Here is a 15,275-nt window from a genome sequence, read left to right as displayed (position 1 = left end):
GTCCCGAACCGGCCGCCGAGGACCCGCGCCCTCCGCTGCCCGTCGCGGCGGCCCGCAGGCTGTCGATGCTGCTGTCCGACCGCCCCGGCACGGGCGGCGGTGGCCGCAGAGGTACGGCACCGGACCTCATGGAGCTGCTGCCGCAGTGGCTCGCGACGGCGAACGCCCGTGGTTTCGCCGCACCCCCAGAGATGCTGCCCGCCCTCCTGGACGCGGCCCGGGGACGCACGGACCTGCGGCCGGCGGCGCTGACCTTCGCGGGACCGCGTGCCGTGTGGCTCGCCCGGCTGAACCCGGACTGGCGGTTCGCCCTGCGCGCGACACCGGGCGGCGGCACATCGCTCCCCCGGCCCGAGGACACCGACAAGATCCAACAGCTCTGGCAGGAAGGGCTGTTCGCCGAGCGCGTCGCCCTCCTCTCCGCGCTGCGCGCCCGAGAGCCCGCCACCGCGCGCGAGCTGCTCGCCACGACGTGGACGACGGAACGGGCCGAGGACCGGCTGATGTTCCTCGACTCACTGCGGACCGGCCTGAGCCCGGAGGACGAGCCGTTCCTGGAGCAGTCGCTGACCGACCGCAGCCGCAACGTCCGGGCGACGGCGGCGGAGCTGCTGTCGGCGCTGCCCGGTTCGGCGCTCGCCGCGCGGATGGCGGTCAGGGCGGGCGCGTGCGTGGCCGTCGACCATACGAGCCACACGAAGGACCTACCCACCCTCACGGTCGAGGCGCCGCACGAGTGCGACCCGAGCATGGAGCGCGACGGTGTCGTACCCAAGCCGCCGGCCGGACGGGGGGAGCGGTCGTGGTGGTTCGGCCAGTTGGTGGAGGCGGCACCGCTGCCCACCTGGCCGGCCCGGCTCGGGGGCCGTACACCGCGGGAGATCGTGGCGCTGCCGGTGGCGGACGACTGGCAGGGCGAACTGCACGCGGCGTGGTGCCGGGCGGCGGTGCGGCAGCGGGACGCCGAGTGGGCGCGAGCCCTCCTCGGGGCGCCCGGGGCACCCGAGGCCGGCGGCCCCGGCGCGGTGTCCCTGGCCGAGCGGGCCAAGCTGCTGGCCACGCTGGACGCCGCCGAACGGGCCGAGTGGGTGGCCGGGTTCATCGCGGCGCACGGGCTGTCCGAGGCCTTCCAGCTGCTCGGGGTGTGCGCGGTGCCGTGGGCCGCGCTGCTCGGGCGGGCCGTGGTGGACGCGCTCAACATCGCACGGGATGCAGGGAGTTACCCATGGAGTTTCAGTGGCGTGATGGGGCTGGCCGAGCGCTGCCTCGAGCCCTCCGAGGCGGGTCGGCTCGACGGGTTGCTGGCGGTGCCGGACGAGTCGGAGGACGCGAGTCCCGGGGCCGGGGGGTACTGGGCGGAGGCGTTTCAGCGGCTTGTCACGACGCTGAGGTTGCGAGCGGCGATGGCCGAGGAGTTGGGGGCGTAGGGCGTCCCTGCGCTGATGGGCCGGCCTGCATTTCTCAGCCCGTCTGGGGCTGGGGGAGTTTGAGCACGAGGCCGTTCAGGCCGAACGGGGGTCTGGGGGCGGAGCCCCCAGGGCACGGTCACCCCAGTCGACCCGCAGTGCACAACGGCCTAAGCCCCAGCAGGCTGCCGCACATTCGCCCGCACCCAGTCCACGATCGACTGCGTCGTCGCCCCCGGCGTGAAGATCTCCGCGACGCCCTTCTCCTTCAACGGAGCGATGTCCGCTTCTGGGATGATTCCGCCACCGAAGACCAAAATGTCCTCCGCGTCCCGCTCCTTGAGCAGATCGATCACGGCCGCGAACAGCGTGTTGTGCGCCCCCGAGAGGATGGACAGCCCGATCGCGTCGGCGTCCTCCTGGATCGCGGTGTCGACGATCTGCTCGGGAGTCTGGTGAAGGCCGGTGTAAATGACCTCCATACCGGCGTCGCGCAGCGCCCGCGCGATCACCTTGGCCCCGCGATCGTGGCCGTCGAGCCCCGGCTTGGCCACCACCACGCGGATCGGACCGGCTGCCACACCCATCACTGCCTCCATGAAGCGACTACATCCATCCTTACCGATACATCCGCCGATACCGACAAGTAACCCACCCGCCGGGAAAGTGAACGAACGTTATCGCTTAGCATCCCGCAACCGGCAGTTTCGTGGTCGATACCGAGGGGCAAATCACACGATGGGACACGTTCGGGAGCCGCACCGAGGTCGTCGCACCGCCGCGCCGCATGCCACGCGCCGCGGCGGTGCGACGCATCTGCGACGGCACGCAGGGCACGCAGCACAGGTAGGGCACGACAGCGGGGAACCTCGTCGCCACATCGACAGGGGACTTCGTCTCGTCATCGGCGCAACACCAGCACCGCGCTCCACTCTCGCCCCGCCGACGACCTCGGTCGCGGCCTCCCACGAGGGCACCCGGGGGGCAGATTCGCCCTCCTACGTGCCGACAGGAGGGCGACCATGAAGGTCACCGGGGCGGCGCTGCCCTTTCTTCCGTTCTGCCAGCGGCTTCTCCCGGGCAAGCTCCCGGACAAGTTGGCGGGACTCTCCCTGGCCCTCCTGAAGGCGACCGCCCTGGAGATCGCGATCCTGGCGGGACACCTCCTCCTCTACCCCTCCGGCATCACACAGGAGCGCCGGGCTTCGGTGCCGATCCCCGCTCCGAGGGACGGCGCCGCACAACTGCCCACGCAGGCCAAGCCCCCGGTCGTCCTGATGCACGGCTTCATCGACAACCGCTCGGTCTTCGTCCTGCTGCGCCGCAGCCTCGCCCAGCACGGCAGGCAGCAGATCGAGTCGCTCAACTACTCGCCGCTGACCTGCGACATCCGCACCGCGGCGGAGCTGCTCGGCAGGCACATAGAGGACATCTGTGAACGTACAGGCAGCAAACGGGTCGACATCGTCGGACACAGCCTGGGCGGACTGATCGCGCGGTACTACGTCCAGCGCCTCGGCGGTGACATTCGCGTCCGGACGCTCGTGACGCTCGGCACCCCGCACTCCGGCACCCGCGTGGTGCCGTTGGCGAACGCGCACCCGATAGTGCGCCAGATGCGCCCCGGTTCGGCGCTGCTCGAGGAGCTCGCCCGGCCCGCACCGGGCTGCCGTACGCATTTCGTCAGCTTCTGGAGCGATTTGGACCACCTGATGGACCCGCTGGAGACCGCCTGCATCGACCACCCCGACCTGATGGCGCAGAACGTGCGAGTGAGCGGAATCGGACATCTCGCCCTGCCCGTGCACCCGGCCGTCGCGACCGGGATACGACAGGTCCTCGACACGGCACACACGGAAGCGGAAACCGCCGCGCATGCCGGCGGACTGACGGTGGCGTAGCGACCCCGACCAGCCGACAGACACCCATTCGCCATCGAACACTCTTCGAACACAGAGCCAAACCCGCGCCCGCCGTCCCCCGAAACACGGCTGATTGCCCGTTTCCTGCGCGCGGGAAACCCGACGAAGATTGTCGTGCCCGCGTACTGCCGGGTACAGTCGCCGCACTGCTCTGGCAGCCCCTGTTGTCGAGGCGAAAGAGAAGTTGGTGAACGACCGTCACCCGTCGGGGACCATGACCTCCCCGGCTCCGGCTTCCGACGCCGACTCGTCGCACTACGCGTCGTACGGCACCCAGGAAGCCCAGTACGGCGACTTCACCACGTACGGCAACTACGACGCCACCGGTTTTGACACGGGTGGCAACGCCACCGCGACCTTCGAGGCCGACCCCCTCTTCGGCAGCCTCCCGGGCGAGAGCACCGGCTCGTACGACGCCACGACGTGGTCCACGGGCGGCCACCAGAACCCGAACTACGACATGTACGCGGCCCAGCACCACGCCGCCTACGACACCGGCGTGTACGACGCCACCGCCTGGGCCGCCGGCCACCAGCCGCTCGCCGTGATCCCGTCGCAGGCCACGGGCCCTGACGCGAGCGGCCAGTGGGATGCGAACGCCTGGCTCCAGCCCGACCAGTCCGACCAGTCCGGCGGCCCGGCCGACGCGACGCAGCAGTGGGAATGGGGCACGCAGGCCTTCGACACCGGCGCGTACGACGCCACGCAGTGGAACTCCGACGGCGGCCATGCCACGTCGTCCACCGAGGAGTACGAGCCGCAGGCCGAGTCCGCGTCCTTCGACCAGCAGGCGACGGCCACCTTCGAGCAGGTCACCTACGAAGAAACGTTCGGCGAAACCGCCCCGCACGACGGCGAGTCGGCCACCCCCGGCGACATGCCCGCCGCAGCCGACGCCCCCCTCCTCGACGACCAGGAAGAGGTCGTTCCGGTCCCGGCACCGGCATCCCGCGCGGCCACTCGTGGCGCGGCGCGTTCCCGCCGCCGTCCTCCCCCCAAGCGCTCCGCGCTGCTCACGGTGGCCGTGCCCTCGGCGTGTGTGATGGGCGTCGCGGGGATCGCCGCCGCCTCCGTCGGCACCCTGACCGACAACGGCAAGGAAGCGACGACGACCGCGGCGGCCGCGGCGCCCGTGCAGCCGTCCGCCGCGAACAACAAGCTGGACTCCCAGCTGGAGAGCCTCTCCGCCGAGGCGGACGCCTTCAGCGACCGGGTCAGCCGTACGCAGGAGCGCATCGACCTCAAGGCCCAGCAGCTCGCCGAGAAGAAGAGGGCGGCGGCGGAGGCGGCCCGCAAGGAGCGGCTGCGCCCCAAGTACGCGCTGCCGGTCGCACAGCACGGACTCAGCGCCTACTACGGCCAGTCCGGCATCAACTGGATGTCCGTGCACACCGGCATCGACTTCCCGGTCTCCTACGGCACGACGGTGATGGCCGTGACCGACGGCACCGTCCGTACCGAGTGGAACAGCGCGTACGGCAACATGATGATCGTGACGGCGAAGGACGGCACGGAGACGTGGTACTGCCACCTCTCCAGCTACCGGGTCTCCTCCGGTACGACCGTGAAGGCCGGCGACCCGATCGCGTACTCCGGCAACTCGGGCAATTCGACCGGCCCCCACCTGCACCTCGAGGTACACCTGGCCGGCGGCTCGGCCATCGACCCGCTTCCCTGGCTGCGCAGCCACGGCGTCGACCCGACGTAAGCAACCGTGAGCAACCCCTTGTGAGCTCCCGCCGTTCAGCGGGAGCTCACTGCGGAGAGCTACAGCTTCTCCACCGGCGCGTACCGCAACAGCAGCCTCTTCGGCTTCTCGTCCCCGAAGTCGATCGTCGCCTCCGCGTTCGACCCCGTGCCCTTCACCGCTGTCACGGTGCCCAGCCCGAACTGGTCGTGCGTCACCCGGTCCCCGACCGCCAGCGAGACCACCGGCTTCTCCGAAGCCCGGCGCGTGGCGAAGCCCGACGCGCCCGACGCCGACGAGCGCGAACGGGAGGAGGACAGCGAGGCCACCACCCCGGACGCCGGGCCGGAGGAGACGGGCGCGGTCGCCCCCGTCCGCTTCCAGTCCACGTGCTGCGGCGGAATCTCCTCCAGGAAACGCGACGGCGGGTTGTACGACGGCTGCCCCCACGCGCTCCGCATCGACGACCGCGTCAGATACAGCCGTTCCCGCGCGCGCGTGATGCCGACGTACGCCAGGCGCCGCTCCTCCTCCAGCTCCTTGGTCTGGCCGAGGGCGCGCATGTGCGGGAAGACGCCGTCCTCCATCCCGGTCAGGAAGACAACCGGGAACTCCAGGCCCTTGGCGGTGTGCAGGGTCATCAGCGTGATGACGCCCGAGCCGTCCTCGTCCTCGTCGGGGATCTGGTCGGAGTCGGCGACCAGCGCGACCCGCTCCAGGAAGTCGGCGAGCGAGCCGGACGCCTCGCCCTCGGCCGTCTCCTGCTCGAACTCCAGGGCCACGGCCGCGAGTTCCTGGAGGTTCTCGATCCGGGTCTCGTCCTGCGGGTCGGTGGAGGCCTGCAGCTCGGCGAGGTAGCCGGTCCGTTCGAGCACCGCCTCCAGGACGGTGGCCGGCCCCGCGCCGGACTCGACGATCGTACGGAGGTCCTCCATCAGCGTGTTGAACCGCTTGACGGCGTTGGTCGACCGCGCGGCCATGCCGTACGCCTCGTCGACGCGCTTGAGCGCCTGCGGGAAGCTGATCTTCTCCCGTTGGGACAGGGCGTCGATCATCGCCTCGGCGCGGTCGCCGATGCCCCGCTTGGGGACGTTGAGGATCCGCCGCAGCGGGACCGAGTCCTCCGGGTTGGCCAGCACGCGCAGGTAGGCCAGGACGTCCCGGACCTCCTTGCGCTCGTAGAAGCGGACGCCGCCCACGACCTTGTAGGGCAGGCCGACGCGGATGAAGACTTCTTCGAAGACACGGGACTGGGCGTTCGTACGGTAGAAGACGGCGACGTCACCGGCCTTCGCCTCGCCCGCGTCCGTGAGGCGGTCTATCTCGTCGGCGACGAACTGTGCCTCGTCGTGCTCGGTGTCGGCGACGTAGCCGGTGATGCGCGCGCCCGCGCCCGCGTTGGTCCACAGGTTCTTGGGGCGGCGGGACTCGTTGCGCTCGATGACCGCGTTGGCGGCGGACAGGATCGTCTGGGTGGAGCGGTAGTTCTGCTCCAGCAGGATCGTCGTCGCGTCCGGGTAGTCCTCCTCGAACTGGAGGATGTTGCGGATGGTCGCACCGCGGAAGGCGTAGATCGACTGGTCGGCGTCGCCGACGACGCAGAGTTCGGCGGGCGGCACGTCGTACTCGCTGGGCGGGACGTCCACCGGGTGCTCGGACGTGCCGACGATTTCCCTGACCAGGGCGTACTGGGCGTGGTTGGTGTCCTGGTACTCGTCGACGAGGACGTGCCGGAAGCGGCGGCGGTAGTGCTCGGCGACGTCCGGGAAGGCGCGCAGCAGGTTGACCGTCGTCATGATCAGGTCGTCGAAGTCGAGGGCGTTCGCCTCACGCAGCCGCGACTGGTACAGGGCGTAGGCCTGGGCGAGGGTCTTCTCGAAGCCGTCGGTGGCCTGGGCTGCGAAGTCCTCCTCGTCGATCAGCTCGTTCTTGAGGTTGCTGATCTTGGCGCTGAAGGACTTCGGCGGGAAGCGCTTGGGGTCGAGGTCCAGGTCGCGGCAGACCAGGGCCATCAGACGCTTGCTGTCGGCGGCGTCGTAGATCGAGAAGGAGGACGTGAAGCCCAGCTTCTTGCTCTCCCGCCGCAGGATCCGCACGCACGCGCTGTGGAAGGTCATCACCCACATCGCGTTCGCACGCGGGCCGACGAGGTGCTCGACGCGCTCCTTCATCTCACCGGCGGCCTTGTTGGTGAAGGTGATCGCGAGGATCTGGCCCGGGTGGACGTTCCGCTCGCCGAGCAGATGGGCGATGCGGTGCGTGAGCACACGGGTCTTGCCGGAGCCGGCGCCGGCCACGATGAGCAGCGGAGTGCCGTGATGCACGACGGCGGCACGCTGGTTCTCGTTCAGCCCCTCCAGGAGCGCGGCCGCGTCCACCGCCGGGCGGGGGGCGCCGTCCCTGTAGTACGCGTCCCGGTCCGGCGGCACGTCGAACTTCCCGCCGAACAGATCGTCCGGAACCGGCTCCGGTACGTGATCGTCCTCGGGCGGCGGCGGGGTCTCTTCCTCGTGGCCACGGGGGGCCTGGAGGTCCGCCAGGAAGCTGTCGTCAAAGAGGCTGCTCATCGCTCTCCGAGTCTAGGGCGCCTCACTGACAGTCCGCCGCCGCCCTGAGAACATCACCGGTTTCCCTGGCCGGATTCAGAAGCCGAGGATCTTCCAGAGCCGCCCGCCCGGCGCTTCTCGCCCTCCATGACCGTACGGTCACGTTCCGCGATCGACCAGGCCGAGACGTAGACCTTGCCGTCGTACGGGTCGACGGCCACACCCGCCGGGCACGGCACCTTCACGCTCGTACGTGTGCCGTGCGAGACCTTGGTCATCTGGCCGAGGATCTTGCAGGGCCGGCTGGGACCTAGCCCCCCGAACCGGGCGGATGGCATCACTCCGGCGAAAATGCGCACAGGTCACCGCAGATCACTCCGGATCGGCCACGATGCGCGACGCCCTGACCCTAGGTCACGAAAATGTATCGGGCATATCGAACATCAACCTTCACAGGGGCCACACGCGTTGGCTACCGTGCCGGGCAGGCCGTACGACACCCACCGGCGAACGTCGCCGGGCCGCACGGCCTCCGCCGAGTCCGGTACGCCGCCGCGCGACCGGAGCCGGGGACCCACCGAAAATTGGGGTGAATCGGCCCGAATGCCCTCCGGGGCAGGGCCGTAGGGCAAACCTTCCTAACCACCCGCCCGAACCCGACAGCTAACTCGGTAGGCGGAACATGGAAGGAGTCGCCTCCCTTGGCGTCGCACCGCAAGTCGCGTCCTTCAGGTACGCGCGTAGCAGGCATACGGACCCCCGCCCTCGCCACGGCGGCCCTGACCTCCGTGGCCCTGCTGTCCCAGTCGGCCAACGCCGCCCCGGCCGATGACAAACCGAGCCTCGAAGAGGTCGAGAAGAAGGTCGACGACCTGTACCGCCAGGCGGAGTCGGCGACCGACAAGTACAACGCGGCCAAGGAGAAGACCGCGAAGCAGCGGGGGCGCGTCGACACCCTCCTCGACGACGTCGCGCAGCGCACCCAGAAGCTCAACGAGGCGCGGGAGGAGCTGGGTTCCTTCGCCGCCGCCCAGTACCGTACCGGGGCCTCCGCCCCCGACACCTCGACCTTCCTGCTCGCGGACTCCCCGCAGGACTACTTCGACCAGACCCAGCTGATGAGTCGCATGACCAGTCGGCAGAAGGGCGCGGTCGACGACTACATCACCGAGCAGTCCGCGACGATGAAGAAGCGCCAGGAGGCCGCCCAGAGCCTCGAGACGCTCACCGAGTCGCAGGGCGACCTGAAGACGGCCAAGGCGACCGTCCAGAAGAAGCTGGCCGATGCGCGCGCACTCCTGTCGAAGCTGACCGCCGAGGAGAAGGCGCGGCTCGCGGCGATCGAGAAGGAGAGGCAGCAGGAGGCGGCACGCAAGGCCGCGGAGCTGGCGCGGCAGCAGGCGGCGGAGGAAAGGGCCCGGCAGGAGGCCGCGGCCCAGCAGGAGCAGAACAGCTCCGCGGACGCCGCCACTCCCAGCGCTCCCGCGACCGACGCCTCCTACACCACCAAGGCCGAGAAGGCGCTCGCCTTCGCCCGCGCCCAGATCGGCAAGCCGTACGTCTGGGGCGCCACCGGCCCCGGCTCCTACGACTGCTCCGGCCTCACCCAGGCCGCGTGGAAGGCGGCCGGCGTCGACATCCCCCGCGTCACCTACGACCAGGTCAACGCCGGCACCACGGTCTCCCTCGCCGCCGCCCAGCCCGGTGACCTGGTCTTCTTCTACGACGATGTCAGCCACGTCGGCATGTACATCGGCAACGGCATGATGATCCACGCCCCGAAGCCGGGCGCGTACGTCCGCGAGGAGTCGATCTACTACGACGGCGAGTCGGCCATCCACAGCGTGGTGCGACCGGCCTGAGACACCGGCGTCGGGGCCGGCATCACGTCCACAGCACCGCGATGAAGATGTTCGCCGTCGTCAGCAGGCCCACCAGGCCGAACAGACCCTTGTCCACCTTCTCGTCGTCCCGCTTCACATAGACGAGGCCGAGGATCACGATCAGCAGCGCCAGCTTCACGCCGATCTTGACGTTGTTGACGCTCTGGTCGTCGGCCTGGTTGAGGCCGACCAGGATCGCGCCGGTGACCAGCATCGTCAGGGCGCCGTGCAGCATCGCCGGGTTGAACCGGGCCGTTCCCTCGCCCATCGCCTTCATCTGGGTGAGGAAGCCGCCGAGCAGCGAGGCGATGCCGATGATGTGCAGGCCGACGAAGAGATGGATGAGTACGTCCATGAGGCCGGAGCCTAATGAGGGGCTTGTGCGCCTCCTGACACCGGGCCACCCCTCCTTACCTGGATCTTGCATATATGCGGCCCATAGCACCCCCTCACTCGCGCGTGTCCTGAATCGGCACTTCGGTCATCGCGCTGCGTGAAGTCGACGGCGGCGACACGGGATCACGGTCACATACGGTCCCCGGCGGTCCGCTCCCGGCACTTCCGCACAACCCGTTACCGCGCCGACACGGCGAGGTTTAGCGTCCTCCACCAGGTGACCGGCTCCCCACCGCCGCCCGGGCCAGGGGCGGCAGTCGGCCACCACCGCCGAGAAGGTCCGGCGGCGGTCCGCTTCCCCTGTGCGGGCCGCCGCCGGACGCGCCATCCGCCCTCGGGCGGCCGTACGTCCGCTCCGCTCGGCGCCGTACGGACGAGGCGGCCGTACGAGTCGTACGAAAGGACGTGCAGTCCACGTGGCAGCGCACCGCAAGCCCCGACAACGCCCGGCCGGCGGCACCAAGGCCCGTACAGCGGCGACGATCGCCCTGGCGGGCGCGGCGACCGCGACGGGCTTCGACGGGACCGGACACGCCGAGCCGCGGCTGACGCCGGCGCAGGTCAAGGCGAAGGTGGACGAGCTGTACCAGGAGGCGGAGGTCGCCACCGAGAAGTACAACGGCGCGAAGGAGAAGGCGGAGGCGGCCCGGACGCGGCTGAACTCGCTGCAGGACGAGGCGGCCCGCAGGACGCAGGAGCTCAACTCGGCGCGGGACGCGCTGGGTTCGATGGCCGCCGCCGAGTACCGCGACGGCGGCCTGGACCCCGCGCTGCAGCTCGCGCTCTCCGCCGATCCCGACCGGTACCTGGACGGGGCCGAGTTCGCCGAGCGGGCGGGCAGCCGTCAGGCCTCGTCCGTCGCACGGGTCCGCGAGCAGTTGCGGGAGATCGAGCAGTTGCGCGGGGCCTCTCACATCGAGCTGACCTCGCTCACATCGCGTCAGGCGGAGCTGCAACGGCACAAGAAGACGATCAACGGCAAGCTGGGTGCGGCACGACGGCTGATGTCCCAGCTCTCGGCGGAGGAGCGCGCGCGGCTCGGGGCGGGCGGCGACGCGGCCCGCGCCTCCCGGTCCTCGACGGCCACACGGGACGGCCTCGCGGCCCCCGGATCCGTCACGTCCCAGGCGCCCAGCTCCCGTGCGGCGGCGGCCGTCTCGTACGCGTACGCCAAGCTGGGCAGCCCCTACGTCTGGGGCGCGACCGGTCCGGACGCCTTCGACTGCTCGGGCCTGACCCAGGCCGCGTACCGCTCCGCGGGCATCTCCCTGCCCCGCACGACCTACGCCCAGATCGACGCCGGCCGCCGCGTCTCCCGCTCGGAACTCCTCCCCGGCGATCTGGTCTTCTTCTACTCCGGCATCAGCCACGTCGGCATCTACATCGGCAACGGCCAGATGATCCACGCCCCGAGGCCGTCGGCGCCGGTGCGGGCGGCGCCGCTCGACGAGATGCCGTTCTCGGGGGCTACGCGGGTGGCCTGAGGAGCCCTGCGCCCGTTTCTGGGACTTCCCGGCCGGACCTGCCGCCCGTCGGGCTCACACCAGTCGCCGGGCCGTCGCCCACCGCGTCAGCTCATGCCGGTTGGAGAGCTGGAGCTTCCGCAGCACCGCCGAGACGTGGGACTCGACCGTCTTCACCGAGATGAAGAGCTGCTTGGCGATCTCCTTGTACGCATAGCCGCGGGCGATGAGCCGCAGCACCTCGCGCTCGCGCTGGGTGAGGCGGTCGAGGTCCTCGTCGACCGGTGGGGCGTCGGTGGAGGCGAAGGCGTCGAGGACGAAGCCGGCCAGGCGCGGGGAGAAGACGGCGTCGCCCTCCTGGACGCGGAAGATGGAGTTGATCAGATCCGTGCCGGTGATCGTCTTCGTGACGTAGCCCCTCGCGCCGCCGCGGATCACGCCGATCACGTCCTCCGCCGCGTCCGAGACGGACAGGGCGAGGAAACGGACGGGCTGCTCGCTGTCGGCCATCAACGGGGCGCAGCGGCGCAGGACTTCGACGCCTCCGCCGCCCGGGAGGTGGACGTCGAGGAGGACGACCTCGGGGCGGGTCGCGGTGATGACCGTGACCGCCTGGTCGACGTCCGCGGCCTCGCCGACGACCTCGACGCCGGTCTGCTCGGTCTGGCCGATCTCGGCCTGGACGCCCGTGCGGAACATGCGGTGGTCGTCGACGAGCACCACGCGCACGTGCCGCTCGCCCGTGCCGCCACCAGGCGTCGGCTCCGTGGGCTCCGCGTTCGTCTCGGTCGGGTCGCTCATGACGTCTTCTCCGCCCTCTCCATCTCCAGCTCGACCTCCGTGCCGCCGTCCGGCACCGCGCGCAGCCGCGCCGTGCCGCCGTTGCGCTCCATGCGGCCGATGATCGATTCTCTAACGCCCATGCGGTCGGCGGGTATCGAGTCGAGGTCGAAGCCGGGGCCGCGGTCGCGGACGGACACGAAGACCGTCTTGCCCTCGACTTCGGCGTAGACCTGGACGGCGCCGCCCTCGCCACCGTACTTGGCGGCGTTCACCATCGCCTCGCGTGCGGCCTGCATCTGTGCGCCGATTCTCTCGTCGAGCGGGCAGTCGCCGACCACGACCACCTCTATGGGGACACCGTGCTTGTCCTCCACCTCCGCGGCGTTGCGCCGCACCGCGTCGGCGAGGGTGGTGGGCTCGTCGGCCTCGTCCTTGCCGGTGCCCTCGGGTTTGTAGAGCCAGGTGCGCAGATCGCGCTCCTGGGCGCGGGCGAGGCGGCGCACCTCCGCCGCGTTCTCCGCGCTGCGCTGGATCAGGGTCAGGGTGTGCAGCACCGAGTCATGGACGTGGGCGGCGACCTCCGCGCGCTCCTGGGCGCGGATGCGCATCAGGCGCTCCTCGGAGAGGTCCTGGGTCATACGCACCAGGTAGGGGCCGGCCAGCAGCGTTATGCCGACGAGGACCGCGAGTGCCGCCTGGAGGACCGAGCCGAGGTGGGCGGCGGAGCCCTGCAGGACGAAGATGCCGGAGACACCTGCGGTGACCAGGAGTACACCTGCGCCTGCGCGCAGCAGCGTGAGCGTACGGCGGCGTCGGCCGACCTCGGCCCAGCGGGCCCGCCGGGCGTTGTCCGCCTGGCGCCAGACGAGGGCGACGCCCGCGCCGACGAGAACGGTCGGCCAGAGGTAGGCCCTGGCGCCGTTGCCGAGATTCACATTGCCCACGAAGACCATGGCCACGACGACCATGAGGAGCAGGGCCACGATCTGGCCCTTGTCCGGCCTGCGGGCAGTGAGTCTGCGGCGGCCGTCCGGCGCGGTCTCGGCGGTGACGAGGGAAGGGGGCCGCTGGCCGCCGACCCCGCCGACCCCGAGCGGCACGAAGAACCAGAACGCGGCATACAGCAGGGCGCCGAGGCCGTCCGCCATGAACAGGCCGACGAAGACGAGCCGCACCCAGATCACGGGCAGCCCGAGGTGTCCGGCGAGCCCCCGCGCCACGCCACCGAGCCAGCGTCCGTCACTGCTGCGGTAGAGCTTGCGCGGCGGCCGCGGTTCGACGAGTGGCGCTGCTGCGGCTTCCGGCATGCCATCGATGTTCACACGGCCGGAGGGCCCGGGCATCAGGGTCGGCCCCGGAGACTCCCCTGATCTTCGGCGCCCAGGCCCGTCGAACGCTTCCCCGGCGCCGGCTCAGGGCAGATATCAGGGTCCGGCCAGGGTCATGCCGACTGCCGCCGCGACGCGGCGCCCGTCACCATGGACACATGACAGAGCACCAGCACGCCGCGGACGCCGTGCCCGGCGAGGGCACCTCGTCCGACGCGGGCGCCGCAGCCAAGGCCGGTGAGGAATCGCGCGCGCCCGCCAGGCAGCCGACCGTGGCCGACGGATCCGGCGCGGCGGCGCCCGGCGAGGCCGGCGTGGCCGAATTGCCCCGCAAGTTCCGGCGCGACCGGCGGTACAAGATGCTCGCCGGGGTCTGCGCGGGGCTCGGGCGGCAGTGCGACATGGATCCGGTGATCTTCCGGATCACCCTCGCGGTGCTCTCCGCGACCGGCGGCATCGGCCTCCTCTTCTACGGCTTCGCCTGGCTCTTCGTCCCGTACGACGACGAGGACGAGAACGAGGTGCGCAAGCTGCTGACCGGCCGCGTCGACGGCCAGGCGCTGACGGCCGTGCTGTTCGCGCTGATCGGCTGCGGGGTGTTCCTCACGCTGCTGAGCAACGGCGGCGTGCTCACCTTCGCCATCGTCCTCTCCCTCCTCCTCGCGGGCGCCGGGTACTGGTCGCGGCACCGCGGCGCCCCCGACACCGACCCGCTGGCGGCCCAGGCCGTCGCCGACGCCCCGCCGGAGGCCCAGGCACCGCCGGTGCCCGCCGCCTACCAGTCGTGGTGGCGCGACCCCATCGTCAAGGACGGCACGCACGTGGGCGGCACGGGCTATCTGTGGGGCCCCGGGGACTCCCGCGACCGGGACCTGGCGGCCGCCGTCCACATCGGCCTGCGCACCCCGTGGGGCGACCGCCCGGACATACACCCCCCGCGCGCCCGCCAGCCCAAGCCGCGCGGCCCCCGCTGGATCGGCGGCTGGGTCTTCCTGTTCGCCCTGCTCGCGGGCGGCCTCGGCACCCGCCTGACGTGGGACGACCAGACACTCGGCACCAGCCTGCAGACCGGCCTGGCGTGCGCGCTCGTCGTCTTCGGCTTGGGCATCGCGGTCAGCGCGTTCCTGGGCCGGACCGGGGCGGGGTCGATCTTCCTGGCGATCGTCACTGCGGCCCTGCTCGCCGCCTCGGCGGCCCTGCCCAAGGACATCAGCACACACTGGGAGCGCACGACCTGGCGGCCCGCCACGGCGACGAACGTCCAGCCGCACTACGAACTCGGCACCGGCGTCGGCACCCTGGACCTGAGCGGACTGGACCTCGCCAAGGGGCAGACGGTGGCCGCACAGGCCGACGTCGGCATGGGCCACCTGCGGGTGATCGTGCCCGCGGACGTGACCGTGAAAGTGAGCATGGACGTGGGGGTGGGCGACATCCAGTTGCCGGGCGACGACGAGAAGGACGTGGACGTGGCACCGGGCAAGCACGAGGAGGTGACCCTGCGGCCGACGACCGTCGCGAAGGACACCGGCACACTCGACCTCGACCTCAGGGTCGGCATCGGGCAGGCGGAGGTGAGCCGTGCTACGTCATGAGTTCCAGCCCGGAAAGCTGGTCGCCGGGCTTTTCCTCATCCTCGCGGGCGTCATCTACTCCGGTGACGCGGGCGGCCTCTGGGACACCCCGTGGTTCGCGATCATCCCGCTCGTCACGGTCGGCCTCTGCCTGGCAGGCGCGGTCGGCGTCCTGACCCGGGCCATCCGCAAACGCCGCGGACCGGGCCGTACGGAGCAGGTCGGGGCACAGCCGAATCCCTCCGGGACACAACCGGAGCCGCCCCTATGACGATGGCGGCGTTACG

At 70.9% G+C, this 15,275-nt stretch carries 13 protein-coding genes and 1 riboswitch; of the genes, 7 read left to right on the top strand and 6 right to left on the bottom strand.

Annotated elements, in window-relative coordinates; translation table 11 throughout:
* The coding region (locus CLM62_RS33435; RefSeq protein WP_095753643.1) for a DUF5691 domain-containing protein at nt 1-1,427 on the top strand (1,427 nt) is incomplete at its 5' end.
* A 149-nt stretch (nt 1,428-1,576) separates the two neighbouring features.
* Here the strand turns inward: CLM62_RS33435 and CLM62_RS33430 are convergent.
* Nucleotides 1,577-1,993, bottom strand: a complete 417-nt coding sequence (locus CLM62_RS33430; RefSeq protein ID WP_095753645.1) for a cobalamin B12-binding domain-containing protein — start codon at nt 1,991-1,993, stop codon at nt 1,577-1,579.
* A 435-nt stretch (nt 1,994-2,428) separates the two neighbouring features.
* On the opposite strand from CLM62_RS33430, the gene CLM62_RS33425 reads away from it, so the two are divergent.
* Together CLM62_RS33425 and CLM62_RS33420 are read left to right on the top strand one after the other, a co-directional pair.
* On the top strand, nt 2,429-3,307 hold the full coding sequence (locus CLM62_RS33425) for an alpha/beta fold hydrolase (RefSeq protein WP_095753642.1): 879 nt from the start codon (nt 2,429-2,431) through the stop codon (nt 3,305-3,307).
* 208 nt (nt 3,308-3,515) lie between these two features.
* Nucleotides 3,516-5,036 (top strand): M23 family metallopeptidase, encoded by a 1,521-nt coding sequence (locus CLM62_RS33420; RefSeq protein WP_095753641.1) that lies wholly within the window; start codon nt 3,516-3,518, stop codon nt 5,034-5,036.
* Nucleotides 5,037-5,095: 59 nt separating this feature from the next.
* Here the strand turns inward: CLM62_RS33420 and pcrA are convergent, their stop codons facing one another.
* Entirely contained in the window at nt 5,096-7,582 is a 2,487-nt protein-coding gene (gene pcrA, locus CLM62_RS33415) for a DNA helicase PcrA (RefSeq protein WP_095753640.1), read from the bottom strand.
* A 53-nt stretch (nt 7,583-7,635) separates the two neighbouring features.
* Complete coding sequence (locus tag CLM62_RS33410; protein WP_095753639.1) at nt 7,636-7,839, bottom strand: hypothetical protein; 204 nt, start codon at nt 7,837-7,839, stop codon at nt 7,636-7,638.
* Between the two features lie 245 nt (nt 7,840-8,084).
* A riboswitch (cyclic di-AMP (ydaO/yuaA leader) is annotated at nt 8,085-8,254 on the top strand.
* A gap of 8 nt (nt 8,255-8,262) precedes the next feature.
* Between CLM62_RS33410 and CLM62_RS33405 the strand changes: the two genes are divergently transcribed.
* Complete coding sequence (locus CLM62_RS33405) at nt 8,263-9,423, top strand: NlpC/P60 family protein (protein WP_095753638.1); 1,161 nt, start codon at nt 8,263-8,265, stop codon at nt 9,421-9,423.
* Nucleotides 9,424-9,445: 22 nt separating this feature from the next.
* On the opposite strand, the gene CLM62_RS33400 is transcribed toward CLM62_RS33405, so the two are convergent.
* Complete coding sequence (locus tag CLM62_RS33400; RefSeq protein ID WP_095753637.1) at nt 9,446-9,799, bottom strand: hypothetical protein; 354 nt, start codon at nt 9,797-9,799, stop codon at nt 9,446-9,448.
* 457 nt (nt 9,800-10,256) lie between these two features.
* On the opposite strand from CLM62_RS33400, the gene CLM62_RS33395 reads away from it, so the two are divergent.
* On the top strand, nt 10,257-11,324 hold the full coding sequence (locus CLM62_RS33395) for an NlpC/P60 family protein (protein WP_095753636.1): 1,068 nt from the start codon (nt 10,257-10,259) through the stop codon (nt 11,322-11,324).
* 54 nt (nt 11,325-11,378) lie between these two features.
* On the opposite strand, the gene CLM62_RS33390 is transcribed toward CLM62_RS33395, so the two are convergent.
* Both CLM62_RS33390 and CLM62_RS33385 read right to left on the bottom strand, forming a co-directional pair.
* Entirely contained in the window at nt 11,379-12,104 is a 726-nt protein-coding gene (locus tag CLM62_RS33390) for a response regulator transcription factor (RefSeq protein WP_095753635.1), read from the bottom strand.
* Nucleotides 12,101-13,393: an ATP-binding protein gene (locus tag CLM62_RS33385; RefSeq protein WP_095753644.1), complete on the bottom strand. Its 1,293-nt coding sequence runs from the start codon at nt 13,391-13,393 to the stop codon at nt 12,101-12,103. Before CLM62_RS33385 ends, CLM62_RS33390 begins: the two co-directional genes overlap by 4 nt.
* Before the next feature lie 179 nt (nt 13,394-13,572).
* On the opposite strand from CLM62_RS33385, the gene CLM62_RS33380 reads away from it, so the two are divergent.
* Nucleotides 13,573-15,009 (top strand): PspC domain-containing protein, encoded by a 1,437-nt coding sequence (locus tag CLM62_RS33380; protein WP_095753634.1) that lies wholly within the window; start codon nt 13,573-13,575, stop codon nt 15,007-15,009.
* A complete protein-coding gene (locus CLM62_RS33375) occupies nt 14,996-15,259 on the top strand; it encodes a hypothetical protein (RefSeq protein ID WP_095753633.1) in 264 nt (87 codons plus the stop codon). Before CLM62_RS33380 ends, CLM62_RS33375 begins: the two co-directional genes overlap by 14 nt.
* Nucleotides 15,260-15,275 lie beyond the last annotated feature (16 nt).

It is taken from the genome of Streptomyces sp. SA15 (assembly GCF_002291145.1).
In the GTDB taxonomy this organism is placed as follows: Bacteria; Actinomycetota; Actinomycetes; order Streptomycetales; family Streptomycetaceae; genus Streptomyces.
This window is presented reverse-complemented; position numbering and strand designations above follow the sequence as displayed.